This is a genomic window from Halobacillus faecis (assembly GCF_007991335.1).
Taxonomy (GTDB): domain Bacteria; phylum Bacillota; class Bacilli; order Bacillales; family Halobacillaceae; genus Halobacillus; species Halobacillus faecis.
Map to the genome: position 1 here is coordinate 19,545 of NZ_BJYD01000017.1, position 22,407 is coordinate 41,951.

The 22,407-nt window shown below is 42.9% G+C and carries 26 protein-coding genes; 12 read left to right on the forward strand and 14 right to left on the reverse strand.

Features of this window, described 5'->3' with window-relative positions; translation table 11 throughout:
• Window positions 1–85 precede the first annotated feature (85 nt).
• Window positions 86–1,996: a heavy metal translocating P-type ATPase gene (locus tag HFA01_RS08830; protein ID WP_146815341.1), complete on the forward strand. Its 1,911-nt coding sequence runs from the start codon at window positions 86–88 to the stop codon at window positions 1,994–1,996.
• A 46-nt stretch (window positions 1,997–2,042) separates the two neighbouring features.
• Here the strand turns inward: HFA01_RS08830 and HFA01_RS08835 are convergent, their stop codons facing one another.
• Genes HFA01_RS08835 through HFA01_RS08845 form a run of 3 tightly spaced genes read right to left on the reverse strand, consistent with a single transcriptional unit; the run spans window position 2,043 to window position 3,704 of the window.
• Window positions 2,043–2,873 carry a YihY/virulence factor BrkB family protein gene (locus HFA01_RS08835; RefSeq protein ID WP_146815343.1) on the reverse strand — a complete coding sequence of 277 codons (831 nt, stop codon included), beginning with the start codon at window positions 2,871–2,873 and terminating at the stop codon, window positions 2,043–2,045.
• Between the two features lie 22 nt (window positions 2,874–2,895).
• Complete coding sequence (locus HFA01_RS08840; RefSeq protein ID WP_115893576.1) at window positions 2,896–3,225, reverse strand: YtxH domain-containing protein; 330 nt, start codon at window positions 3,223–3,225, stop codon at window positions 2,896–2,898.
• An 11-nt stretch (window positions 3,226–3,236) separates the two neighbouring features.
• Entirely contained in the window at window positions 3,237–3,704 is a 468-nt protein-coding gene (locus tag HFA01_RS08845) for a low molecular weight protein-tyrosine-phosphatase (protein ID WP_146815345.1), read from the reverse strand.
• Window positions 3,705–3,926: 222 nt separating this feature from the next.
• Here HFA01_RS08845 and HFA01_RS08850 point away from each other — a divergent pair, with 222 nt between their 5' ends.
• The gene (locus tag HFA01_RS08850; protein ID WP_246139307.1) at window positions 3,927–5,318 is read left to right on the forward strand and encodes an alanine/glycine:cation symporter family protein; all 1,392 of its coding nucleotides are present in this window, start codon (window positions 3,927–3,929) and stop codon (window positions 5,316–5,318) included.
• Window positions 5,319–5,450: 132 nt separating this feature from the next.
• Here the strand turns inward: HFA01_RS08850 and HFA01_RS08855 are convergent, their stop codons facing one another.
• The 6 genes from HFA01_RS08855 to HFA01_RS08880 form a co-directional block, all read right to left on the reverse strand.
• Complete coding sequence (locus HFA01_RS08855; RefSeq protein WP_146815349.1) at window positions 5,451–5,912, reverse strand: hypothetical protein; 462 nt, start codon at window positions 5,910–5,912, stop codon at window positions 5,451–5,453.
• A 149-nt stretch (window positions 5,913–6,061) separates the two neighbouring features.
• Complete coding sequence (locus HFA01_RS08860) at window positions 6,062–6,727, reverse strand: SOS response-associated peptidase (protein WP_146815351.1); 666 nt, start codon at window positions 6,725–6,727, stop codon at window positions 6,062–6,064.
• Between the two features lie 69 nt (window positions 6,728–6,796).
• Window positions 6,797–7,168 carry a DnaJ family domain-containing protein gene (locus HFA01_RS08865; RefSeq protein ID WP_146815353.1) on the reverse strand — a complete coding sequence of 124 codons (372 nt, stop codon included), beginning with the start codon at window positions 7,166–7,168 and terminating at the stop codon, window positions 6,797–6,799.
• A gap of 11 nt (window positions 7,169–7,179) precedes the next feature.
• Window positions 7,180–7,635, reverse strand: a complete 456-nt coding sequence (locus tag HFA01_RS08870) for a nucleoside deaminase (RefSeq protein WP_146815355.1) — start codon at window positions 7,633–7,635, stop codon at window positions 7,180–7,182.
• A gap of 15 nt (window positions 7,636–7,650) precedes the next feature.
• Window positions 7,651–8,292 (reverse strand): MOSC domain-containing protein, encoded by a 642-nt coding sequence (locus HFA01_RS08875; protein WP_146815357.1) that lies wholly within the window; start codon window positions 8,290–8,292, stop codon window positions 7,651–7,653.
• Entirely contained in the window at window positions 8,282–9,025 is a 744-nt protein-coding gene (locus HFA01_RS08880) for a YkgJ family cysteine cluster protein (RefSeq protein ID WP_146815359.1), read from the reverse strand. The genes HFA01_RS08875 and HFA01_RS08880 overlap by 11 nt, the downstream gene beginning before the upstream one ends.
• A 163-nt stretch (window positions 9,026–9,188) precedes the next feature.
• Between HFA01_RS08880 and mreBH the strand changes: the two genes are divergently transcribed.
• The 4 genes from mreBH to HFA01_RS08900 all read left to right on the forward strand — a co-directional run bounded on the left by mreBH (window position 9,189) and on the right by HFA01_RS08900 (window position 12,244).
• Window positions 9,189–10,196: a rod-share determining protein MreBH gene (mreBH, locus tag HFA01_RS08885; protein WP_146815361.1), complete on the forward strand. Its 1,008-nt coding sequence runs from the start codon at window positions 9,189–9,191 to the stop codon at window positions 10,194–10,196.
• 398 nt (window positions 10,197–10,594) lie between these two features.
• On the forward strand, window positions 10,595–10,900 hold the full coding sequence (locus HFA01_RS08890; RefSeq protein WP_146815363.1) for a hypothetical protein: 306 nt from the start codon (window positions 10,595–10,597) through the stop codon (window positions 10,898–10,900).
• A 29-nt stretch (window positions 10,901–10,929) separates the two neighbouring features.
• Entirely contained in the window at window positions 10,930–11,301 is a 372-nt protein-coding gene (locus HFA01_RS08895; RefSeq protein WP_146815365.1) for a DUF1428 family protein, read from the forward strand.
• Window positions 11,302–11,323: 22 nt separating this feature from the next.
• Window positions 11,324–12,244: a ketopantoate reductase family protein gene (locus HFA01_RS08900; protein ID WP_146815367.1), complete on the forward strand. Its 921-nt coding sequence runs from the start codon at window positions 11,324–11,326 to the stop codon at window positions 12,242–12,244.
• Window positions 12,245–12,285: 41 nt separating this feature from the next.
• Here the strand turns inward: HFA01_RS08900 and HFA01_RS08905 are convergent, their stop codons facing one another.
• Complete coding sequence (locus tag HFA01_RS08905; protein WP_246139308.1) at window positions 12,286–12,867, reverse strand: M15 family metallopeptidase; 582 nt, start codon at window positions 12,865–12,867, stop codon at window positions 12,286–12,288.
• Window positions 12,868–12,999: 132 nt separating this feature from the next.
• On the opposite strand from HFA01_RS08905, the gene HFA01_RS08910 reads away from it, so the two are divergent.
• The gene (locus tag HFA01_RS08910; RefSeq protein WP_307725369.1) at window positions 13,000–13,728 is read left to right on the forward strand and encodes a hypothetical protein; all 729 of its coding nucleotides are present in this window, start codon (window positions 13,000–13,002) and stop codon (window positions 13,726–13,728) included.
• A 192-nt stretch (window positions 13,729–13,920) separates the two neighbouring features.
• Here the strand turns inward: HFA01_RS08910 and iadA are convergent, their stop codons facing one another.
• Both iadA and yfcC read right to left on the reverse strand, forming a co-directional pair.
• The gene (gene iadA, locus HFA01_RS08915; protein ID WP_146815369.1) at window positions 13,921–15,087 is read right to left on the reverse strand and encodes a beta-aspartyl-peptidase; all 1,167 of its coding nucleotides are present in this window, start codon (window positions 15,085–15,087) and stop codon (window positions 13,921–13,923) included.
• Between the two features lie 26 nt (window positions 15,088–15,113).
• On the reverse strand, window positions 15,114–16,610 hold the full coding sequence (yfcC, locus tag HFA01_RS08920; protein ID WP_146815371.1) for a putative basic amino acid antiporter YfcC: 1,497 nt from the start codon (window positions 16,608–16,610) through the stop codon (window positions 15,114–15,116).
• A gap of 160 nt (window positions 16,611–16,770) precedes the next feature.
• Here yfcC and HFA01_RS08925 point away from each other — a divergent pair, with 160 nt between their 5' ends.
• From HFA01_RS08925 to HFA01_RS08945, 5 genes are all read left to right on the forward strand, one after another.
• Window positions 16,771–18,792 carry a sigma-54 interaction domain-containing protein gene (locus HFA01_RS08925; protein ID WP_146815373.1) on the forward strand — a complete coding sequence of 674 codons (2,022 nt, stop codon included), beginning with the start codon at window positions 16,771–16,773 and terminating at the stop codon, window positions 18,790–18,792.
• Window positions 18,793–18,858: 66 nt separating this feature from the next.
• The gene (locus HFA01_RS08930; RefSeq protein WP_146815375.1) at window positions 18,859–19,494 is read left to right on the forward strand and encodes a hypothetical protein; all 636 of its coding nucleotides are present in this window, start codon (window positions 18,859–18,861) and stop codon (window positions 19,492–19,494) included.
• A gap of 113 nt (window positions 19,495–19,607) precedes the next feature.
• Window positions 19,608–19,799: a hypothetical protein gene (locus tag HFA01_RS08935; RefSeq protein WP_146815377.1), complete on the forward strand. Its 192-nt coding sequence runs from the start codon at window positions 19,608–19,610 to the stop codon at window positions 19,797–19,799.
• Window positions 19,800–19,820: 21 nt separating this feature from the next.
• Window positions 19,821–20,816 (forward strand): acrylyl-CoA reductase family protein, encoded by a 996-nt coding sequence (locus tag HFA01_RS08940; protein ID WP_146815380.1) that lies wholly within the window; start codon window positions 19,821–19,823, stop codon window positions 20,814–20,816.
• 427 nt (window positions 20,817–21,243) lie between these two features.
• Window positions 21,244–21,642 carry a hypothetical protein gene (locus HFA01_RS08945; RefSeq protein ID WP_146815382.1) on the forward strand — a complete coding sequence of 133 codons (399 nt, stop codon included), beginning with the start codon at window positions 21,244–21,246 and terminating at the stop codon, window positions 21,640–21,642.
• An 80-nt stretch (window positions 21,643–21,722) separates the two neighbouring features.
• Here HFA01_RS08945 and HFA01_RS08950 read toward each other — a convergent pair whose 3' ends face one another.
• Together HFA01_RS08950 and HFA01_RS08955 are read right to left on the reverse strand one after the other, a co-directional pair.
• On the reverse strand, window positions 21,723–21,917 hold the full coding sequence (locus HFA01_RS08950) for a YwbE family protein (protein ID WP_146815384.1): 195 nt from the start codon (window positions 21,915–21,917) through the stop codon (window positions 21,723–21,725).
• A gap of 265 nt (window positions 21,918–22,182) precedes the next feature.
• Window positions 22,183–22,395 carry a DUF2188 domain-containing protein gene (locus HFA01_RS08955; RefSeq protein ID WP_146815386.1) on the reverse strand — a complete coding sequence of 71 codons (213 nt, stop codon included), beginning with the start codon at window positions 22,393–22,395 and terminating at the stop codon, window positions 22,183–22,185.
• Between the last annotated feature and the right edge of the window lie 12 nt (window positions 22,396–22,407).

Consider the following 22,407-nt stretch of genomic DNA (forward strand, 5'->3'; position numbering starts at 1 on the left):
AAATTAAAATAATTTTAAATAAACTCTCCATTTCACCGCATTAATTGACTTTTATTCTCAATTAACTAAAGGAGTTGAAAATTGTATGAATCAATCACGAACCTTATCTTCCTTGAAGTGGTGGAAATTACCATCACCTTCTACCCTTAAGGAACATGTTGAATTAATAGCAGCCATAAGCAGCGGACTACTTATCTTATTTGCATGGTATGGAGAACACCATTGGGCACCATCTGTATATGTCAGTTTATATGTAACAGCTTTCTTTATTGGTGGTTTCGCTAAAGCTAAAGAAGGATTAGAAGAGACAATAAAAGAAAAATCACTCAATGTTGAATTGCTCATGATTCTAGCCGCTATCGGCTCTGCTTCCATTGGATACTGGACAGAAGGAGCCATTCTCATCTTCATCTTTGCTTTAAGCGGAGCTCTGGAAACATATACGATGAACAAAAGCCATAAAGAGATCTCTTCATTAATGAGTTTGCAGCCGGAAGAAGCCTTCCTTATTACAAATTCCGGGTATGAATGGGTACCTGTAAAAACGCTCCAGATCGGCGATCAAATATTAATCAAACCAGGGGAACGTGTCCCTGCAGATGGAAGGATTGTGAAAGGCAGTTCCACATTAAATGAAAGTGCCATTACCGGTGAATCTCTCCCTGTTAGCAAAAGTGAAACTGGAGAAGTTTTCGCAGGAACGATGAACGTTGACGGCAGCCTTGTCGTCTCTGTCACCAAACCGTCGAATGAAACACTTTTCCAAAAAATCATTACCATGGTTCAAAATGCTCAAAGTGAGAAATCCCCTTCCCAATTGTTTATTGAAAGGTTTGAAAGTACGTATGTAAAAATCGTATTAGCCGTGGTGGGTCTTATGTTATTCCTCCCACATTTTCTGTTCGGATGGTCATGGATGGAAACCATCTACCGGGCCATGATTCTACTTGTCGTTGCTTCTCCATGTGCCCTTGTCGCTTCCATTATGCCTGCAACATTATCGGCTATATCAAAAGGTGCACGCCATGGGATTTTGTTCAAGGGGGGCGTACACCTTGAACACCTCTCTCATCTAAAAGCAATCGCTTTTGATAAAACAGGGACGCTCACGAAAGGAGAGCCGGAGGTCACTGACTTTCTTCCAATAGAAATGAACATGGAAGCTTCCATTCTTTCTGTCGTTTCTTCCATTGAAAATGAATCCAACCACCCCCTAGCCCAAGCAATTGTAAAGTATGCCCAAAAAAATGACTGCTCTTTTTCTACAGTCGAAAATGTCAAAGATCATAGTGGGATGGGTGTGAGTGGACAATACAACAACGAGGAGTGGAAAGTAGGAAAAGCCGATTTTGTTGGGAAAGAAGCAGCAACTTCGTATAAAGATAACCTTGCGGAAGTCCTTGCTTCGGAAGGGAAAACCGTGATTTTTGTAGCAAAGAATGAGCAGGTTGTTGCCCTCTTCGCCCTGAAAGATACAGTTCGAAAAGAAGCGAAGGAAGCTATTTCCACACTAAGAAGCCATGGTATTTACACCATTATGTTGACAGGTGACAATGACCGCACGGCAAAAGCCATTGCTGAAGAAGTAGGAATGGATAACTATATCGCTGAATGTATGCCTGACCAAAAACTTCAGGAAATCAAAACATTAAAAGACCATTTTTCTCATGTCGGTATGGTTGGGGACGGAATCAATGATGCACCGGCACTCGCAGAAGCTGATGTTGGCGTTGCCATGGGGGAAGGTACAGATGTTGCCTTAGAAACAGCGGATGTTGTATTGATGAAAAACGACCTTCCCAAGATTGGAGAGGCTACCCAGGTCTCTCGGAAAATGAACAAAATCATCAAACAGAACATTATTTTCTCTATAACCGTAATCATGCTTTTGATTGTAAGCAACTTCTTGCAAATCCTCGACCTTCCTTTAGGTGTCATTGGACATGAAGGGAGTACGATTCTCGTGATATTGAATGGACTCCGATTACTAAAATAAATAAGAAAGGCGGAACCTTACACGGTCCCGCCTTTCTTTATTTCTTCTACCCCCACGTTTCTTTCTTTCTACGGTGATGACTCATGGCATTGATTTCCCCTCCCAGAATAATGACAACTCCTGAAAGGTATAACCAAATCATGAGTACGATCACTGTCCCTAAACTCCCATAGGTGGCAGAGAAATTCCCAAGACTACTCACATAAAAAGAGAACAACAGAGAGACTAACTGCCAGCCAAATGTGGCAAATACCGCCCCAGGGACGGTATCACGGTATTTCAATCGTTTATTTGGTGCCATGACATACAAAAAGGACAATACGATATAAAAGATGATGGAGGAAATGACCCACCTCATCCCATTCCATAACGTCAAAAAGTTTTCTGAAAGTCCGAAGACAGAAAACAGTTGAATGCCGATCGTATGACCAAGCACAGGCAGCAAAAGCGCAATTCCGATAACAAAAACCATCGCCACTGTCAGGACAATTGCGATGATACGTGATACAAGAAACGAACGGTTCTCTTTGACGTTATGAGCACGGTTGAATGCGCGCATAATGGCATTGACCCCATTAGATGCAGCCCAAAGGGTGCCTAATAAACCGATGGATAACAAACTTCCATTTTCCCCGCTTAATAAGGAAGAAACATTTTCCGTAATCAAATCGAACGTTTCAGGGGGCGCATAGGTACTGACGAAAGCAAGCACACGTTCTTCGTCAATATGTAAATATCCGAGCAATGTAAGCAGGAATATCATAAAAGGAAACAGAGATAGTAGAAAAAAATACGACAGTTGAGCTGCCATCCCTCCGACATCATCTTCACCGAAGCGAGCAAACAGCTCTTTGCCAAAATTCTTGATGATTTTCACGATATTCCCTCACCTCTTGTGATCAAGAAGCTTCTTTTGAATCGTCGACAGCTCTCAGCTGCTCTTTCACTTCTTGATTGATTTCCCCTACTTTATTCAGCATACTCTCCGCCTTATCCAATAATTCCAGAAGATCTTCCACTCCTTTATTTACTTGGGAAGAAAAAGCCTCATAATTCACTCTAATTCTGTGGATGGCTTCTGAAGGCTGCTTCACATAACTTTGACATTTGGAACCTGTAGCTCGTGATTTCTCTCCTACATACTGTCTTGTTTCTTTATCCATAAGTGCTGCTATTCCTCCAACCAAAGCTCCGATCAGTACACCTTTCCAAAGTTTACTCTGTCCCATAAACATCCTCCTCAAAGATTATGATCGTTTTTTATTTTTTCTAACAGTTTAAAACATCCATCATGGACGAGGTCATACACATATTCAAAATTACCTGTAAAATAGGGGTCCGGCACTTCGCTTTCCTTTGAATGAGGAACGAAGTCCAGCAGTTTGGCGACCACTACATCATTTTTCTCTCGAATTCCTTTTAAGTCCTGGATGTTTTTATCATCCATCGCAATGAGGTAATCAAAGTCATCCCAGTCCGATGCCTTCACTTGTCTTGCACTCATGCCCTCATAAGAGATGCTTTTCTCATCAAGGATTGCCCGTGTCCCTTCATGAGGCTCAGAACCGATATGCCAATGGCCAATCCCTGCAGAATCGACGGTTATTTTTTCATCCAATCCTTCTTTTTTCACAAGATCTTTAAAAATGGCTTCTGCCATAGGGGAACGACAAATGTTACCGAGGCAGACAAATAATACACGAATCATAACTATGTTCCTCCAATGTAGTATTTCTCATCTGTTTATTTTCTATGAAAGCGTCGAAAATCCTGCCCAATTAAAACAGTTCACGCAAATATCTTCCCTTTTCATGTCGAAATCAACCGTTCTTTTTTTATTTTTGTATATAAATGACCTTGACATTTGTTTCTAATTTTCGGAATATTTAATATATGGACAAATATTAAATATATGGATAGGGGGAAGATGATGGGTGAAGGTAGTGCACTACACAGTTTTTTAAGTGAATTAAGTGGAATCGTCTGGGGACCGTTCCTTCTGATTTTATTGGTAGGAACAGGGGTTTATTTGACACTCCGTTTGGGTTTTCTTCAGTTCAGAACCCTCCCTTACGCTCTAAAGCTTGCTTTTAAACCAAGCAAAGAGAAGAAAAAGAATGAGAAAGGAGATATTTCGCATTATCAGGCACTCACCACAGCTCTTGCTGCAACCATTGGAACAGGAAACATCGCTGGTGTAGCAACGGCCGTTGTTCTAGGTGGACCTGGTGCCGTTTTTTGGATGTGGGTGACCGCTGTTTTCGGTATGGCGACAAAATATGCCGAAGCTGTACTAGCCGTTAAATACAGAATCGAAGGAAAGAACGGTGAAATGTCCGGCGGGCCGATGTATTATCTATCCCGCGGTTTGAAGACCAAATGGCTCGGACGTCCGCTCGGTTTCTTATTCGCGATCTTCGGTGCCGTTGCTGCATTCGGAATCGGGAACATGGTCCAGTCCAACTCCGTTTCTGATGTCATGGAAGGCACGTTCAATGTTTCTCCATGGGTGACGGGAGTGCTGCTTACGCTGTTAGCTGGCTTAGTTTTGCTGGGAGGAATTAAAAGTATCGGGAAAGTCACGGCTTTCTTTGTTCCAATCATGGCTATTTTCTATGTTATTGGTGCACTAATCATACTTATTCTGAATTACAACATGGTCATCCCGGCATTTGGCACTATTTTCAATGATGCATTTACAGCAAGTGCCCTTGGTGGCGGTCTACTGGGGACAGTCATTCGTTATGGGGTCGCACGTGGTGTGTTCTCCAATGAAGCAGGTCTCGGTTCTGCACCGATCGCTGCTGCTGCAGCCCGCACCGACTATGCAGGACGCCAGGCACTCGTATCCATGACTCAAGTATTCATTGATACCATTATCGTTTGTACAATGACAGGTTTAACGATTGTCATGGCTGGTCAATATCAAGGCGGCCTGGATGGCGCCGACTTGACTTCTACCTCATTCCAAATCTTCCTTGGTGATGTAGGAGCATATATTGTAACCATAGGCTTAGTCTTCTTTGCCTTCTCTACCATTGTCGGTTGGTCCTACTATGGAGAAAAATGCTTCGGTTACTTGACGAAACAACGATTCATCGGTGCTTACAAGATTGTGTTCGTAGCGTTCGTCCTTGTAGGAGCCGTATCCCAACTGAGCACAGTATGGATTTTCGCTGACGTTATGAATGGCTTAATGGCCTTCCCGAACTTGATCGGACTATTACTCCTATCCGGTGTCGTAGCTGCCGAAACGAACAAGTTCCTGAAAGTCGCCAAAAAAGAAAAACAACAAGAACGCGAACAACGGCAAGCCGGTTAACCTTAAATAATGACCTCTCATGCAAAAAGAGCTTACCGCACTACGTTGCGGTAAGCTCTTTTTTTGGTGTAAACTCAATTATTAGAAAACTTCTTGTTTTGAATAAGATTAATGAGGGCACAGGAACTACAACTAAGCTAATCCTCCCACCACCCACAGAATAATCAGAAACGATAACCCTATTCCTGTTGGTAAAAGGAAACTACGATACACAGTTCCCCAAGTAAAATGTTTTTTTCTACTTTTTAAGATCAGATCAACGGCAAAGAAAATGCAAGCCGCTCCCAAGCTGACCCACATAAAGATAACTCCAAAAAACATATGCAATAAACCTGAAACCAACAATTCCGCTTTGGGCTGTCCAGTGACTTTCGCTATATATCCTCCCGCCCATTCGCTAACAAAGGATGCGGCCACTCCGTATGAGAGAATCAGTGGAAGGCTGTATAACAAACCTACGGGTATAAGTAAAGTGACTGTATGTAGGTAAACGACTAAACTACTTAGCCCACTATCGAACGCCATGATGAACCCTAGAACAACAGCGTATATAGAACTTGTGATAGAACCGGCTACAATTTTTCTTTTTAACAAATACAGTCCTCCTTCTCCGCAAAACACTAATATGGTACTTGATTAAACGTTACGGAAAAAGAGGTAAATAAATCCATCCAAACGCTACACCTTACATTCCTATGGGTATCTGATTACACTACCCTGACTTATCCATTAAAAAATATTCGTTATGCTATCGGGGTGATGCAGTCAGGGCCTTCGTTTTTAGCTGAGTTGACGTAGTCGCTAACTTCATAGGCATGGAGATCGTCCATTGTCAGTTGTTCAACAAAACCCTTGGCATCCGAAGGCGACCATTTCACTGGTTCAATCCACTCATCCTCCCTTCCTTCAGGCAATATCACGGGCATACGCTTGTGAATCGGAGTCATGAACTCATTCGCATCCTGAGTGAGAATCGTACAAGTGTAAAGGGACTCTTCATCCCCTTCCCATTGGTCCCACAAACCGGCAAAAGCAAAAAGTGAACGTTTTTCAGGTTGGATCCTCACAGGTTGTTTTCCTGATTCGGTCTTTTGCCATTCATAAAAGCTATCCGCCACAATTAAGCAGCGTTTTTGGCTCATCAGCCTTTTGTAGCTGGGCTTTTCATGAGCGGTTTCACTTCTTGCGTTTATCATTTTGTAGCCGATCTTAGGATCTTTGGACCACGAAGGGACAAGCCCCCACTTCATATAACCTGCACGTTTTTGTTTTCCATCATGGATAACGGCCAGCACCTTTTGACCTGGTGCGATGTTATACCGTGGTTCATAACCATCGATCGGTCTTTCAATTCCGTACTCTTTCAATATTTCCGCTTCTTCAGCTAACAACGTGTACCTTCCACACATATCATCGCCTCCTATTCGTTTTTTCATGACCACCTCAACCATTGATAAATATAAAAATCCCGGCGTCATTCAAAATCCGAAACGCCGGTCAATTTTGCTTTGATATTGTTTGAATGCCCCTGATTGGTCCATTTTCCTCTTTTCCATCATCATATCAAAGCGAAGCTTTTTCTCTTTCCATTCTTTTTTATAGTAAGCGGATAACTTCGGATCTTTAATCTCGGCTAAAAGATCTTCAATTTCTACCATTTCTTTTTTCAGGATCATTTCTTCAGGCAGCATGTTGGCATTCTTCAAAATCCGGTAACTGTTTCTAAGTTCAGGAGGCAGATGAGCGAATTCGTCTTTGGGGAGCGGCTTTCCTTTCCCAGGCAAGTTGTCAAAATCCCCATTTTTCATGGATTGTTTAATCTTTTCCTCAATCAAATGTCCATAATCCATCTTTCTGCCTCCTATCCTTTCTTCATCGCATAGGCATGCATTGCATCTAATTCACTATTTTCGATTGGTTCATGGATCATCGTGATTTCTCGTTGGTTCTGTGTTTTTTGTAGGTCTTGATAAACTTTTTCTGATAGGGTAAGTCCCACACGACTTGCCTCTTCGACGGATTGGGAGTAGATGACTTTTTTCAAATTAGAAAAATACATGGCCGTGAGACACATCGCACAAGGTTCTCCACTCGCATACATCGTACAATCACTCAAATCAATCGACCCCCGTGCTTGTTGGGCTTTTTTAATCGCTACCATTTCAGCATGAGCGCTGACATCGGGGTGGAGATGAAGTTCATTTACACCTTCGGCAATAATTTCTCCGTTACAAACAAGAACTGCTCCGAATGGGTGGCCTCCATCGTTTACATTTTCTAAAGCTAACTGCAAAGCCCGTTCTGAAAAAGGATTCACAATCTCTATCTCCTCTCATTTTTGTAGACGTTTGTTCAGCGATTGCTTCAAACCACCAGCGAGTGGTTCAACAGCCACAACCCGTCTAATTTCAGTGGCGTTATCTCGATCATGGTAGCGCACCTCATTGACATCATTCACAGTCACTCCATCGGGATGAGACTCAATTAAGGTCATATAGTCCCCAGGAGCCACCTTCCCCTCCCGCAGCACTCTCAAATAAAAACCCGAGAACCCTTTCTCCACGACACGTGCCGGAAAATCATCGATTCCATGAGTTCGAGCTATAATATAGCACGGCTTTCTGGGCTCAGATACTTGCAGGACGGCTTCTCCAAGTTGAAAAATATCGCCGATCCGGATGTCACGTTCGTCCATCCCTTCTACAGTCAAGTTTTCACCGAAAGAAGGGAAAGAAAATTCTTGACCGTAATGATCTTCCCAGTGCCTATAGTGCTGGGCTGGATAGAGACATACAGCTTTGTCCCGGCCGCCGTGATTCTTTTTATCGGCTTGTTCATCCCCTTCAAAGTTCGTATAAGTCAAATGGACAGGACCTTTGACAGGGGTTTTCCGGTAGGCACTGTTCAATTCCCCTTTATCCGTTTGATAGGTTTCCGGACGACCGACATTCAAAGATAAGAGTTTATACTTCACTTAAGGTCCCCTCTTTCCATTGCTTAATCCAAGCTGGGAGATAATCATAACTCCAAGCGTCCATCGGATAATCAACAAAAACGTCTTCGCCATTTTCATAGAGCGCTTGTATTAATTCATTCATACTTCCGAAATAAAATTGATAAAGAAATTCATAGCTGAACGGTTCTTTTGGCATATGCTGATCTGCACACACCTGCGGATCACTATAGTTCAAATAGGTACGACAAGGAATCGGCCGCACTTCATAAGCCATACATAGTTGAGTTTCTGGATCCAGCATCGGGCATGGCAGGTTCAACTTTTTGTATTCCAGTTTTGTCTCTGGCGCTTCATAATCCATAGCCATGGCTTTTTGCAGTTTGTCCTGCTGTTTTTCATAATAATTTTCCCAATGGTCATAAATCGCTTTTTTTCGATCTTCGGAAAAGTTCTCAATGGAACGAAACAGCATTTTCGCTTCCATTTTCGTAATGACAATCGGGAAATAGCAGCAAAAAGCACACCCCATAAAACAATTCGGCTTCATGGAGGTAAATTCCTCCATCCGCTCAATTTCATGGTCGACTTCGGTTAGCAATCGCTGAAAACCACTTAATATAACCGTTTCTGTATCTTGTTCACTATCCAATAATTCATCAACAATCCCGTCAAAAAATGAAGGGTCGATATCATACGATTGGTTTATTTTTTCACACCGCTTTATGATTTCTTCATGTTTCAAAAAACTCATAGTAAAACTCCTCTATCTATCGTTAGTCCCATTATACATGGGGGATGACTTATGACACCACTTTCTCCCCGACCACGAATTTCCTGTTGTTCAACCCCCAAAAAAATCCTATGATATGAGAAGACATATAAATAGAATCATTCACCTTTGGAGGTACGTCTACATGTTATCAAACGCAGAAATCGGTATCGATCTTGGTACTGCTAATATATTGATTTATTCAAAATCAAAAGGAATTCTACTTAATGAACCTTCTGTTGTCGCCTACAATACAGAAACGAAAAACGTGGTGGCTGTAGGGAAAGAAGCAAAAGAAATGGTCGGAAAGACACCGCGAAACATCATCCCTGTCCGACCGTTGAGAGATGGTGTTATCGCTGATTATGATATGACCGCGCAAATGTTGAAAGAGCTTTTGAAAAAAGTATCCAAAAAATCCGGCATCTCCATGCGTAAACCGACCGTTGTCATTTGTACCCCTTCCGGCTCAACTTCTGTTGAACGCCGTGCCATTCACAATGCAGTGAAAAGCTATGGAGCTAAAAATGTGCATTTGATTGAAGAACCAATCGCAGCCGCAATCGGTGCTGACCTTCCCGTCGATGAACCTATTGCGAACGTAGTCGTAGATATCGGTGGCGGAACGAGTGAAGTGGCTATCATTTCCTTCGGTGGTGTCGTGTCCTGCAAATCCATTCGTACAGGTGGAGACGTCATGGATGAGGAAATCATCCAGCACGTGCGTAAAGCTTACAACGTATTAATCGGAGAGCGCACAGCCGAACAAATCAAGATGGAAATCGGCTACGCACTTATCGATCACCCAGAAGAAACGATGGAAGTAAGAGGTCGTGACATGGTCACTGGTCTTCCAAAAACCATCGAACTAAAATCAACGGAAATTCAAGGAGCCCTGAAAGAGTCCCTAGAACAGCTACTAGAAACGATTCGTGCAACCCTTGAAGATTGCCCACCAGAACTAAGCGGAGATATCGTAGACCACGGTGTCATCCTTACCGGAGGCGGCTCCTTGCTCAACGGCATGCAAGAGTGGCTGTCCAACGAAATTTCCGTACCCGTACACATGGCCCCAAGCCCACTAGAATCCGTAGCCATCGGAACCGGCCGCAGCCTGAAAATGATTCAGAAACTGCAAAAAGCAAGTAAGTAAGAAAGAAGTGTGGAATCACCCTGGTAGACTCGACAAGCATAAGACAAGCGGCGCAGTGGAGTGCTCTTCCTCCACGGAGGCGATTGACTTATGGCTCGAGAGTCTGGGTGATGGAACCGATCCAAAAAGATTGAAAGAAAAAAAACCTCCGGGTGGTCCCCCGGAGGTTTTGTTGTATCATCTCTTGCTCCTCCCAAAAGAAATAAACAAAACTAATTCCCCCTCAAAAGAGAGGATATAAGAGGGACTCTGTCGAAATACGGATAAAAGTAGAGATTCATTTACACTTTTGATAGAATGTTTCGAAACAACCCACGGAGTGGAAAGTAAGGAATAGAGGTCTATTGCCCTACTCTCACTTTTAACACAGCAGATCAAACATTAAGGAGCAGATTTCAATGAAACTATCTACTTTACTCAAGTGGTTAACAGGTGGTTGTGAAGCATTCCTGGCTATACCTATAGCAGGCGGGGCTTTCATATTCAGCAATGCATGGCTCCCGTTATTGTTCATGTTCGTTTTCCACTTAATTACCCTCGTTGTCTCAGCTAAAGACAAGCGTCCCTATGTAGGGAGTATTCTAGGTATGATCACAAGCGCCATAGGAGCGATTCCTTTTATCGGCTGGGTCATGCACACAGTGACTGCCATCGTTCTTTTGATAAATGCTGGACGGTCCACAAGCCTGGATAATAAATCCTGATCACCTATTTCATTGAGGGGGGGATAGCATTGTTTACAGTCATATGTCTTTTTCGAGTTAAACAAAAAAATCTGGATGAATTCATAGAACTGAGTAGAAAATCCGGGAATCTCTTAAAATCCCATGGCGCTCTCGACCATAATATTTATTTTTCAAATAAGTTGACCGGAAGCCAAGGATCCATGGGGCTCTTGAATGTGATAGATGTTGAGGAAGATGAAGAACTCATTCTCGGTCAATCCATATTTAAAAGTGAAGAGCATTACCACGAAATCATGAAAACAGCAGGATTCGACGATATCATCCAGTATTTAGACGACCATATTAAAGATGTTGTAGAGTCGACTAGAATTATTACCTCAAGTTTCACAACAGAACGTAGCAAAGAGTTAGAAGCATAATTTCTTCGGAGGTGTTGGAACTATGAAAATCGTAGTTTTAGGCGCAGGAGCTCTAGGAGCCTATTTTGGAGCACGCTGGCAGGAGGCTGGACACGAGGTCATTAACCTTGTCCGCGAAGGAAGAGCCGAGCAGATTGAAAAGAACGGTTTGAAGCTACATAGCGAAATGGGAAATTACGAAGTTCCAGATCCCGTGATTGCTAGGAGTCCAGAGGAGATTGAAAGCCCTGACCTTGTTTTTCTTGCCGTTAAAGGCTACCACCTTCATGGTACATTGGACTGGCTGAAAGCTTTGGTAAACAAGGGGGCAAAAGTGTATCCCGTTTTAAACGGTATGGAACACATCAGCATATTGCAAAAAGAATTGGGGGAGGAAGCTGTGATCGGCGGACTTTCTTACATCATTGCAACCCTTGATGAAGCTGGCCATGTTGTCCATACGAGCCCATTCCATGACCTCGTATTCGGACCGCTCCATACATCTCAGCAGGCCATCTGTGAAGAGCTTGCCCTCGCTTGCAACCAGGCGAATTTGAACGGTACGTTAAGTACAAACATTCTGGAGGACATGTGGAAAAAATACATGTTCATTACCGCCTTTTCTGGAATTACAACAGCTGTTAATCAGCCTATTGGCGTTGTACGAAGTTATCCTCAAACGTTCCGAATCGCAGAACGAATTCTTACGGAAATGAAACAACTCGCAAACGCTCACCACATCGATTTGACAGATGAACAAGTGCAGCAGGCATTTGAACGGTTACGCGGATTCGATCATGAAATGACATCATCCATGCATCAAGATCGACGAAAAGGACTGCCACTGGAAGTTGAACACCTTCATGGGGGAGCTTTACGCCTGGGTAGCGAAGTGGGATTGAGCATGCCTTATATCGAAACGATCCATGCAATGATCAAACCTTACGAAGAATATCAACAATGACAAAAAAGGTGCCCCTGAACTCAGTGGCACCTTTTCTCTATCTATTCTTCATCTGCGTACTCGTCTACTTTGGGCCTCTTCCCTCTTTTCAATTCCCTGATCGATAATCCGAAGTCCATCTGCAAATGAGGATAATCCTTAAAATTCTCCCAGTCGCCTCCCCATTCAAACCCAAGACCTTTAGCTGCTTCAGCGATTTCCAACCAATCAGATCGTCCGTTTCCATTTCCATCGTACTCTGTATCCCAAATGATTCGGCCATCTTCGTTCTCAAGCGCAAAATCTATGGCAAGTCCATAATTATGATAGGACTCCCCACCCTTTGCATAAGTGACAATTTGCCCCTCAGATGAACGACCTTGTTCATATAGCTTGTCTTGTCTTTGAACAGATCGGTGACCTTCTGTTATAACAATGTTGATCCCTGATCCCCTTACCTTTTCAACCAGTTGTTCTTTCCGCTTTTCCACTGTCGGATGAAGGTTTGTGGGCAACGGGACATCTTTTTTGTAAAAAACACCTTGAGGAAGTTCCTTTTCTACTTGTGGGACCAAAAAAAACAGCACCAGAGCAACCACGACAGCAAAAAAGAAAAAGTTCATCAGGTTTTTTAGAATGCGCACTTCTGCTTCCCTTCCATTCATTTATTGATTAATTTGAGAATACCACACGAAGCTGGTTAGAGAAACGAATAACTTCCTTTTCATAGTTTCCTATAGTATATTTACAGAAACATCCAATTGGGAGGGAACCATATGAAGTCCATCTACTTGTTACTTTCAAACACAGGAACGATCACAAACCAAGCCATCAAAGCATTCACCGCAGCGCCCTACAACCACGCATCGATCTCCCTGGATAAAAATATGAAGCGCCTGTATAGTTTCGGTAGACGTCGACCGACAAACCCTTTTTGGGGAGGATTCGTTCAGGAAGACCTTGTTCAAGGAACATTCAGCTGGTACCCCTACGCCACATGTGCCGTTTACGAATTAAAAATGACAAGAAGAAAATATCAAAAGCTCGAGCGCCTTCTTAAAGCGTTCGCTAAAAACTATAAAACATACTTTTACAATTACTTAGGTCTTTTGGGTGTGCCTACAAACCAGCCCATTCATGTGAAATCCAGTTATTTTTGCTCCCAATTCGTAGCTGAAGTACTTAAACGAGCAGGATCCAACCTTTTTTACAAAACGAGTGCTCTTGTTACTCCAGATGATTTCCGCAATCACGATGAACTCCAGTTGATTTACGAGGGTGCCCTTTATGAATACCCCCATTTATATTCAAAAACCTATTACCATCCAAAAAAGTACAAATCCTTCCCTTTTCGAAGATACATGATACAACAGATAAAGTCGGAGGTGCTCGGGATACAAGAAGAGAACGGAGAGCTCTACCAGTTCAGGGATGGCTTCATCAAACCCAAGAAAATCTTAATCTCAAAAAAATGGTACAGAATAAGAAATTTGCTAAGACTATAAATCCCTCTCCATGGCTCCAAAACATGTATAGGGACTTACGGACAAGATTAAAAAACACCAGAATATAAGTGCCATAGACACCGATAAACCTCATGAATGTAGAAAAACAAAAGCCCAACCGTCTTCCCATACCCTGATTAGAATCTTAAAAGCAAACACCCTGATCCGAGAACAGGGTGTTCGCTTTCTTACTTATTCAAATGTCCCTTTAACTAAAGGTTCTCCATTTCTGACCATTTCTCTCCCTAAGGCAATAACTCGGGAAATTCCCAGTGTTTCCGGGTTCATCATAACAAGGTCTGCATCTTTCCCTTTTTCCAGTTTCCCTTTCGTATGAAGACCCAAAATAGCTGCCGGGTTTAGGGTGATGACCCGCAAGGCATCTTCCATGCTCACCTTCTGCTCTAAAACGGCCTCCTGGAAAGCTTCATAAAGGGAGGCGACCTTACCTACTTTCAAACCAATCAAGTTCCCCTTACCATCAAAATCCGGGAGGCTACCTTGAGCGTCGGAAGTGAAGGTCATTTGTTCAACCGACACCCCCTGATCAAGCATGCGTTTTAGGGCTTCACTGCTTTTCACTTCTCCATCTTCTAAAAATTTCGGGATTGTACTCGTGGTAAAATCAACGTATCCTCCCTTTTTAGCGTATTGGATGCCTGCTTCAAAAAGATCAGAATTACGGTTGATGTGTGTCGGATAAAATTGTGTTATAGGTATATCAGTCGTCTCAATGACTCTCTCTATAAGTTCTAATTTATCTGGACTATCCCCGACATGCACATTTACAATCCCTTTTTTCCCTGAAAGCATCCCACCGATCCGCGCTTCGGAAGCGATCTTCGCCATTTCTTCAACGGTAGGCTGAGAAGATCGGTGGTCTGAGATGGCGATTTCTCCCGCTCCAATGATCAGATCAATCAACAGAATGTCGTCCTCGATGTTGCCTGTCAATGTTTTTACAGGGACTTGATAAGAACCAGTATGACAATAGCAGGTAATCCCTTCCTCCCTCAAAGCACGTGCTTTCGCTACGAGATTTGTCATAGTCCGTGTCGTCCCATCCGTGCCAATGACACCAACAAGAGTGGTTACTCCGTTTAAGGTGGCATCCGTCAGAGTCAACTCAGGTGTGCGGGACCGGAAACTTCCTTCCCCACCTCCACCAGTAATGTGAACGTGACCGTCAATAAATCCAGGAGTCAGCACCTCCCCTTTAGCTTCTATGACGTTCACCTGACCACCAGACAAGTCTATATGATCCTGGATATCGGCAATTCGTCCATCGGCAATCAGGACATCTTTTTCTCCTAAAAACTCAGGAGCATATACGGTGGCCTGTTTTATTAAAGTAATCAATTCTTATACCTCCTGTGTTCTCTCATTTAATTGAAGTTGACGAGTACAGCGACGATGACAAAGACTGACGCGAGTCCGAAGAGGAGCAACTGGAATTTGAAAATGAAACGGAACCAGTTGGACCAGTCCAGCCGCGCTGCACCTAGTGTTCCCATAAGCGCCGCAGAAGTAGGTACGATGATGTTCGTCAAGCCATCCCCCAACTGGAAAGCGAGTACGGCTACTTGTCTCGTTACACCTGCGATGTCTGCTAACGGTGCCATCAACGGCATCGTCAAAGCTGCCTGCCCTGAACCCGATACGACAAAGAAGTTGAAGACCGATTGGAATAAGAACATCAGCCATGCAGAGATCACCTCTGGCACCCCTTCAAACACTTGGCCTGCTGAATGAAGAACGGTATTCAGTACAGAAGCTGTTGCCGGGTCATCTCCACCTAATATGATAATGATCCCTTTAGCCATCCCTACAACCAAAGCTGCTGGCAGCAGATCCTTCGCCCCTTGAGCAAACCCTTCTGCGATATCGTTGACTCTCATGTTGTTCAATTTAAAGATCACACCAATGATTCCTGCAACCAGACCAATAGTGAAAAACTGACTTGCAATTTCCGGAATATAGTAGGCATGTTGAATAACACCCCAGATGATCCAAGCTACCCCTAAAACCACAGTTAAGATGACAAGCGCGTGACCAAATTTAAAATTGACTTTTAAATCTTTTTGCTCAAAGTCATCTCTGAAGTATTGATCGGATTTATAGGCTAATGACCGAGTCGGATCCTTTTTCACAGCACTTGCATATCTCCACGTATAGAAAGTACCAATAGCCGTAAAGATCACCCACATAGTAAATCGGAATGGGGTTCCTGAAAGGACAGGCACATCTGAAACTCCTTGAGCAATCGCTACTCCAAATGGGTTCATCCAGGATGTCGCAAATCCGATTTGTGTGGCTACATAAGTAATCATGATTCCTGTAATGGCATCATACCCAAGCGCAACCACGAGTGGTACAAGAATCATAGCGAATGCAATGGCTTCTTCTCCCATCCCGAAGACAGCGCCGCCCAGAGAAAATAAGAAGAACATAATTGGAATAATCAGCACTTCTTTCCCTTTCGTCCGATCAATGACGGACAGGATCCCTTCCTCGACGGCACGGGTTTTCATAATGATTCCAAAGGCTCCACCGATAATGAGTATAAAAGCGACGACTCCGACAGCCGAACCCCACTTATCTCCTGAAACTAACCCCTCAAATACATAATTTAATAGGCCTGCTCCTCCAAAAGGCTCAAACAAACTTGTCCCTTGCTGAGCATTTTCTTCAGCTACCGAAAAACTATCCGGGATCAGGACCGTTCGCGTTTCTTCTGATCCTGATTTGTCATACGTTACCTCTTTTGTTTCAAATGTCCCCGCAGGTATTAAATAAGTTAATAGAGCTGCGAATAGGACAACGAAAAAGATGATGACATACGTATGAGGCATCTCAAACTTCTTTTTCCGCTTCTTATCCATATGTTTTCCCCCTTTATAATCCTTCCACTAATCTACATGCAAGTTTCATGCCAAAAACATTTTCTGAATATTCCGCCTCAAAAAAGGCCGTTCACCTAAAATAGGTTTTAATTGGGTGTTATAATATAAACCAATAAGAACTAATAAGAAGGGTGATCGGATGAAAAACCAATTAACCTTGTTAACAGGAACAAAAGAGACCCAAGCGACCCTGCATGAACAATTGGAAGACATTTTAGGAGAATTCATTCATATTGAGAGCTATGCCGTCGATGAATACGTGCCAGAACAAATCAGCGATGATTTAATCATCTTTTCCTCTTATTTAATTGAAAAAGAAGCAGCTCCCTTCATCGCTCCCGGCTCACCACGCAAAACGGCCATTCGCACGATTAATTATCAACACATTGAGCGATTGTTGGAACTCGAGGAAGGAACCTCCGTCCTATGTGTCAATGACACCTTCGAAATGGCACAAGAAACGATTGACACCTTAGAAAAGATGGGTTTGGACCACCTTTCCTTCACCGCTTATTATCCTGGTCAAAAGAATACGATGCACGACATTCTTACTGCCATTACTCCGGGCGAGGTAACCCTTGTCCCTCCTTCGGCAGAAAAGATCATTGACATCGGCGTCCGCCTGATCGACATTACGACATTAATTGAAATTCTCGATCACTTCCATTTAAAAGAAGAGCTAGGGGGAATGATTTCGAACCGGTACACCGGAAAGATTATCGAGCTCAGCAAAAAGCTATCGGAAATGAACAAACAAACCGAACTCTTAAACCAACACCTCCAGCAGGTAGTTGATGGAGTGAATGATGGCGTCATGGCCATTGACTCTGAACAAAAGGTTACCGTATTTAATCCTTTCATTGAAGAGTACAGCGGACTATCGCACACGCACGCCATGGGAAAGCCTGTTCATCAATTATTTAAGGATCCTAAGCTTCTCGATTTCATGACCACCCCTCAAGAAGAAGGATTATACTTCTCTTTAAACGGCTACAACCTCATGATCTACCGTGTCCAATGGGAAGAGAGTGACAATGTTATCTTCATTTTCAAAAACTCGGATGAAACCATCACGATGGAAAAAGCGGCCCGTAAACACTTGTTGAAAACAGGCTATATCGCAAAATACACGTTCAAAGATATCATTGGAAACAGCCCAGCCATTCAAAAAGCGAAAAGCATCGGGTATAAACTTGCGAAAACTCCCCTTCCCGTTTTAATACACGGGGAAAGCGGCACCGGGAAAGAACTTTTCGCTCACGCCATCCACCATGAATCCGACCACCTTTATGAACCTTTTCTTGCTGTGAACTTCAGCGCACTACCCGAAGACTTATTGGAAAGTGAACTATTCGGCTATGAAGAAGGAGCTTTCACTGGTGCCAAAAAAGGCGGTAAAAAAGGATTATTTGAACAGGCGGATGGGGGAACTATTTTCCTTGATGAAATTGGAGATATCAGTTTAAAGCTGCAAGCCCGTTTATTGCGTGTGATTCAGGAAATGGAAATTCGTAAAATCGGTGGATCCAAAACCATCCCAATCAATGTACGCATCATCGCAGCTACGAACAAAGATTTACTTGAACTGATCGAACAAGGGGAATTCAGAGAAGACCTTTATCACAGGCTTAAAGTTTTATACGTATCTGTCCCTCCACTCAGAGAACGAAAAACAGACATCCCTTCGCTTGTGGAACAATTTCTATTAGAAAACCACACACCAAATAAATCACTTGGTGAAGGGTTGATCGGAGAATTGATGAGCTATGATTGGTTCGGAAACATTAGGGAATTAAAGAATACGATATCCTACCTTCTTACGGTTTCAGAGGGGGACACGATTGCAATTCATGACCTTCCTGGTGAAGATTTTTTCCAAAGACCGAAGAAGGAGACAAAACAGACAACAACCAGCCTTGTGGATGATCAAATAAATAAAAAAGTTTTAAAGATCGTCCTTTTATTAAACGAATCGATGGTCAATGCAAGCCGTAAAAAAATCTATGAAAAACTGTCTCTGGATGAATCCACCCCTTTATCCGAGCAGCAGATTCGCAGAGTGTTGACAGAGTTGAAAGAAAGAGGGTTCGTTACCATCAAACGAGGTCGGGCTGGCACGCAAATCACAGAAGCAGGGGCTAATTACATCCGCCAAAGTTAATGTGCTTCCATTCAGAGAATGATATAATAATGTCGAATCGACAAAATCAGGGAGAGAGACACGACGATGGGACTACAAGATAGAAAATCTAGTAAAACGTTCTATGAATTATTCATGGTCGCTCTCGCAGCCCTATCCGTCGCCACGATTTGGCAGCAAACCGGCTATAATAGTGTGATTGTCTGGACAACATGGTCCATCTTCTTCCTCGACTTCCTTTATCGATTATATAAAGCCGACAGCAAATGGGGGTTCATAAAAAAACACCCTTTCATTGTTATCGCTGCCATCCCCCTTGATGCGATCTTCCAATTTGCTAGATTTGCAAGAATCCTTCACCTTTTAAGGTTGAAGTCCATCACAAAATATTACACGATGCCTTTTATACGCTTTCTTAAAAGGCAGCATCTTTTAACGGTAACGGGAGCCACCTTTATTCTTGTGTTCCTTTTGATTATTCCATTAAATTTAATTGAAAATGAATTAGATAGTTACGGAGACGCATGGGTAAGTGCCATCCTTTCCCTCACCTTCTTCGGTAGATCTGGTTTCGAACCAGAAACGATGACCGGACATATCATCATCGTGATCTTCACCATCTTAGGTGTCATCATTCACGGGCTGGTGATCAGCACGACATTTGACTACTTGATACAAACCTCGCTGTTCCAATCCATTAAAAGTAAATTCACTGATAAATAAAGCCGCCATCTTATGGACGGCTTTTTTTCATGCCTCTCTTGCTAGATCAACGTTTAACTCCATATGGAAAAAGGAATCATAACCGGGACACCCATTTTCTGGAGGTGAAAGAGATGGCTGATCATAAACGAAACAAAGTATCCGAAAACGACCAAAGCTTTCAAGAAAAACTTAAAAAAGAACAACTGATTGATGGTATTCCAGACGAAGAAGTAAAGAAAGAAGAACGAGAACAGGATAAAGGAAGAAAGTCCAAACAGGACTCCGTTACAGAGGAAGACTACGACGAGGACCTTCGTCCTTAAAAGCAGAAATGAGGTGAAACGTTGACAAAGTTTAACGCATATAAAGTCGATCAAACCGAAGAAGGTGTGCATGGTTCGGTGCAGGCACAATCCTTCTCAGACCTGCCTTCCAGCGATGTTTTAATTAAAGTCCATTATTCCAGCATCAACTACAAAGACGGGATGGTTACACAGCCGGATAATGCACTCGTTAAAAATTATCCCATCATCCCAGGGATTGATTTGGCCGGGGAAGTGGTTCGATCCTCAGACGGCCAGTTTAAAGAGGGCGACGCTGTCATTGCTACCAGTTATGAAATCGGCGTCAACCATCACGGTGGATTTAGTGAATACGCAAGCATCCCAGCCGAATGGATCGTCCCCCTTCCCGAGGGATTGACGACAGAAGAAGCAATGATATATGGGACTGCTGGTTTCACAGCTGCTCTCTCCATTCACCGGTTAGAAGAAAACGGGCTGACTCCTGAGGAGGGGCCTGTCCTAGTAACCGGAGCTTCTGGAGGCGTCGGGAGTATAGCAGTGTCTATGCTTGCTAAAAGAGGCTATACCGTTGAGGCAAGCACAGGGAGTCCTGAACATGAAGAATACTTAAAAGACTTAGGCGCTTCTAAAATTATTTCCCGTGAAGAGGTTTATGACGGAAAGCTACGCGCCATAGCAAGCGGTCAGTGGGCTGGAGCTGTTGATCCTGTCGGAGGTGAACAGCTCGCCTCTCTTCTTAGTCAATTGAAATATGGAGGCGCCGCAGCCGTAAGCGGCCTGACCGGAGGTACAAAAGTGCCCACACAGGTTTATCCTTTCATATTACGGGGAATATCCCTCATTGGAATTGATTCTGTCAATTGCCCAATGAATCTAAGGAAAAAAGTGTGGCATCGAATGGCTAATGATTTAAAAATTAAAGAAGTCTTTGATCGAATTAAAGTTGTGCACACTCTAAATGAAGTGCCCGAAACACTTGAAAACATTCTACAAGGAAACACACGCGGCCGTTCGATCGTAAAACTTATGAATTGATGGTAGTTTTACAAAACGTACACTATTGACATCTATGAACATAGAGTTTATAATGTTTTGATAGTGCCTTCGAGAGAAGGTAACTCGGAAAAGAAAAGAGTGATTTGTATGAGACTGGCATTCTGCTACGTTTTGATACAACTTAATCACACTGGATCAGCTTCGGAGCTGTAAGGATGCAATAGAGGTAGGGATTGCGTCGTTTAAGTTGCCAAAAACTACCATGTAGAATTTTTGAACCGCGGCACTAACATGGACAAAGTTCCACAACCCTTGCGAAAAAAGCAAGTGGGTAAAACTTGATATTTTCCGAAAGTATACAAAGCGAGAAGGGCGGCCGCCCTTCTCGCTTTTCCAATTTACATAGGTTTAAAGAAATGCTTTCATGGTAATATAAGCCATAGATGTATAAAAGGAGGCTTATAATATGTCCCGGTACTTAGACCGTATCGAACCGGAAGATGTCCGCTTTCTTATGGACTTATCAGAATTTAAAACCCTCGTCCTGGAGATGCTTGGCGAAGCTCGGGATTTGGTGAACATACAGATCAACTACGATTTTCTTGATGAGCCCGAAGGAGACACACTTGTCAGGCCCATGGTTCAACTCAATGAAATCAGTAAATTCACAGAAGAGGACCGGCATACATTACTGCAAACTGGTTTTTCCATTGATGGCGAGCCATTTGATAACGGTGACTATGCCATGGAGCAAATCTTTGGTTCAGCGTACACCATTCTTTCGGTTACAGAAGATGAAGACGGTGCTTTTTTTACAATTGAAATGCCTTATAGAAACTTTGAAAAACAAAAGAGTCATGTGTAACCGTACTTTCTAAATATCTCAAAAAAGACAAAGAGCCCATGTTTTTACATGGGCTCTTTGTCTTGGCAAGAAGGCTATTTTTAGGAGTGTATGTTTTTTACTCGACCGACTTGACCGTCTTCAAGGCGTACCTTTATTCCGTGAGGATGGTTCGGGGATTTGGTAAGAATATCTTTTACTTTCCCACTGGTCAGCGCCCCTGTTCGTTGGTCTTTTTTCAGCACGATCTCTACTTCTGCCCCTATTTTAATGTCACTTCTTTTTTGTCCATTCATTTTTTGGAACCTCCACATTCAGTCTCTTCCGTATTCTACCACAATTCCTCTATCCGTCACTCATTCAACAGAAGCTCCCTTTACTTGAAGACTCAGTTTCGAGATGACAAAGGAAAGCGAGCTATTCCCCGTAGCCCCCTTCCACTCAAGAAAAGTCTCGAAACCGAGTCTTCCACAATCCTGCCATTTAGTTGAATAATACCATCCCTCTATTAAATCAAACATAAAAAAAAGCACTCGCTTGGAGTGCTTTTTTTATGTTTAATTAGCTGCTGTAGTTGTATTGATTTTGAATTTTACCTTCTTTGGTATGGATGACCGCTGAAGTTCCTTTGTTTTGTGCGATTTCTTTTGCACGATCAATCGCATCTTGTTTGTTTTCGTACACCTTCGTCGGTTGTTCCGCACCTTCTGCTTTAACAGCCCAACCTTCTTCATGAGAAACTACATGTTCTGCTTGATTTCTACTTTCAGCCACTTTGAATTCCTC

What these genes read in the sequence shown, in the direction of transcription:
- HFA01_RS08830 (WP_146815341.1), top strand. Translation starts at nt 86, where the DNA reads ATGAATCAATCACGAACCTTATCTTCCTTGAAGTGGTGGAAATTACCA.
- HFA01_RS08840 (WP_115893576.1), bottom strand. Translation starts at nt 3,225, where the DNA reads ATGGGACAGAGTAAACTTTGGAAAGGTGTACTGATCGGAGCTTTGGTT.
- HFA01_RS08845 (WP_146815345.1), bottom strand. Translation starts at nt 3,704, where the DNA reads ATGATTCGTGTATTATTTGTCTGCCTCGGTAACATTTGTCGTTCCCCT.
- HFA01_RS08850 (WP_246139307.1), top strand. Translation starts at nt 3,927, where the DNA reads ATGGGTGAAGGTAGTGCACTACACAGTTTTTTAAGTGAATTAAGTGGA.
- HFA01_RS08860 (WP_146815351.1), bottom strand. Translation starts at nt 6,727, where the DNA reads ATGTGTGGAAGGTACACGTTGTTAGCTGAAGAAGCGGAAATATTGAAA.
- HFA01_RS08865 (WP_146815353.1), bottom strand. Translation starts at nt 7,168, where the DNA reads ATGGATTATGGACATTTGATTGAGGAAAAGATTAAACAATCCATGAAA.
- HFA01_RS08880 (WP_146815359.1), bottom strand. Translation starts at nt 9,025, where the DNA reads ATGAGTTTTTTGAAACATGAAGAAATCATAAAGCGGTGTGAAAAAATA.
- mreBH (WP_146815361.1), top strand. Translation starts at nt 9,189, where the DNA reads ATGTTATCAAACGCAGAAATCGGTATCGATCTTGGTACTGCTAATATA.
- HFA01_RS08890 (WP_146815363.1), top strand. Translation starts at nt 10,595, where the DNA reads ATGAAACTATCTACTTTACTCAAGTGGTTAACAGGTGGTTGTGAAGCA.
- HFA01_RS08900 (WP_146815367.1), top strand. Translation starts at nt 11,324, where the DNA reads ATGAAAATCGTAGTTTTAGGCGCAGGAGCTCTAGGAGCCTATTTTGGA.
- HFA01_RS08910 (WP_307725369.1), top strand. Translation starts at nt 13,000, where the DNA reads ATGAAGTCCATCTACTTGTTACTTTCAAACACAGGAACGATCACAAAC.
- yfcC (WP_146815371.1), bottom strand. Translation starts at nt 16,610, where the DNA reads ATGGATAAGAAGCGGAAAAAGAAGTTTGAGATGCCTCATACGTATGTC.
- HFA01_RS08925 (WP_146815373.1), top strand. Translation starts at nt 16,771, where the DNA reads ATGAAAAACCAATTAACCTTGTTAACAGGAACAAAAGAGACCCAAGCG.
- HFA01_RS08930 (WP_146815375.1), top strand. Translation starts at nt 18,859, where the DNA reads ATGGGACTACAAGATAGAAAATCTAGTAAAACGTTCTATGAATTATTC.
- HFA01_RS08935 (WP_146815377.1), top strand. Translation starts at nt 19,608, where the DNA reads ATGGCTGATCATAAACGAAACAAAGTATCCGAAAACGACCAAAGCTTT.
- HFA01_RS08945 (WP_146815382.1), top strand. Translation starts at nt 21,244, where the DNA reads ATGTCCCGGTACTTAGACCGTATCGAACCGGAAGATGTCCGCTTTCTT.
- HFA01_RS08950 (WP_146815384.1), bottom strand. Translation starts at nt 21,917, where the DNA reads ATGAATGGACAAAAAAGAAGTGACATTAAAATAGGGGCAGAAGTAGAG.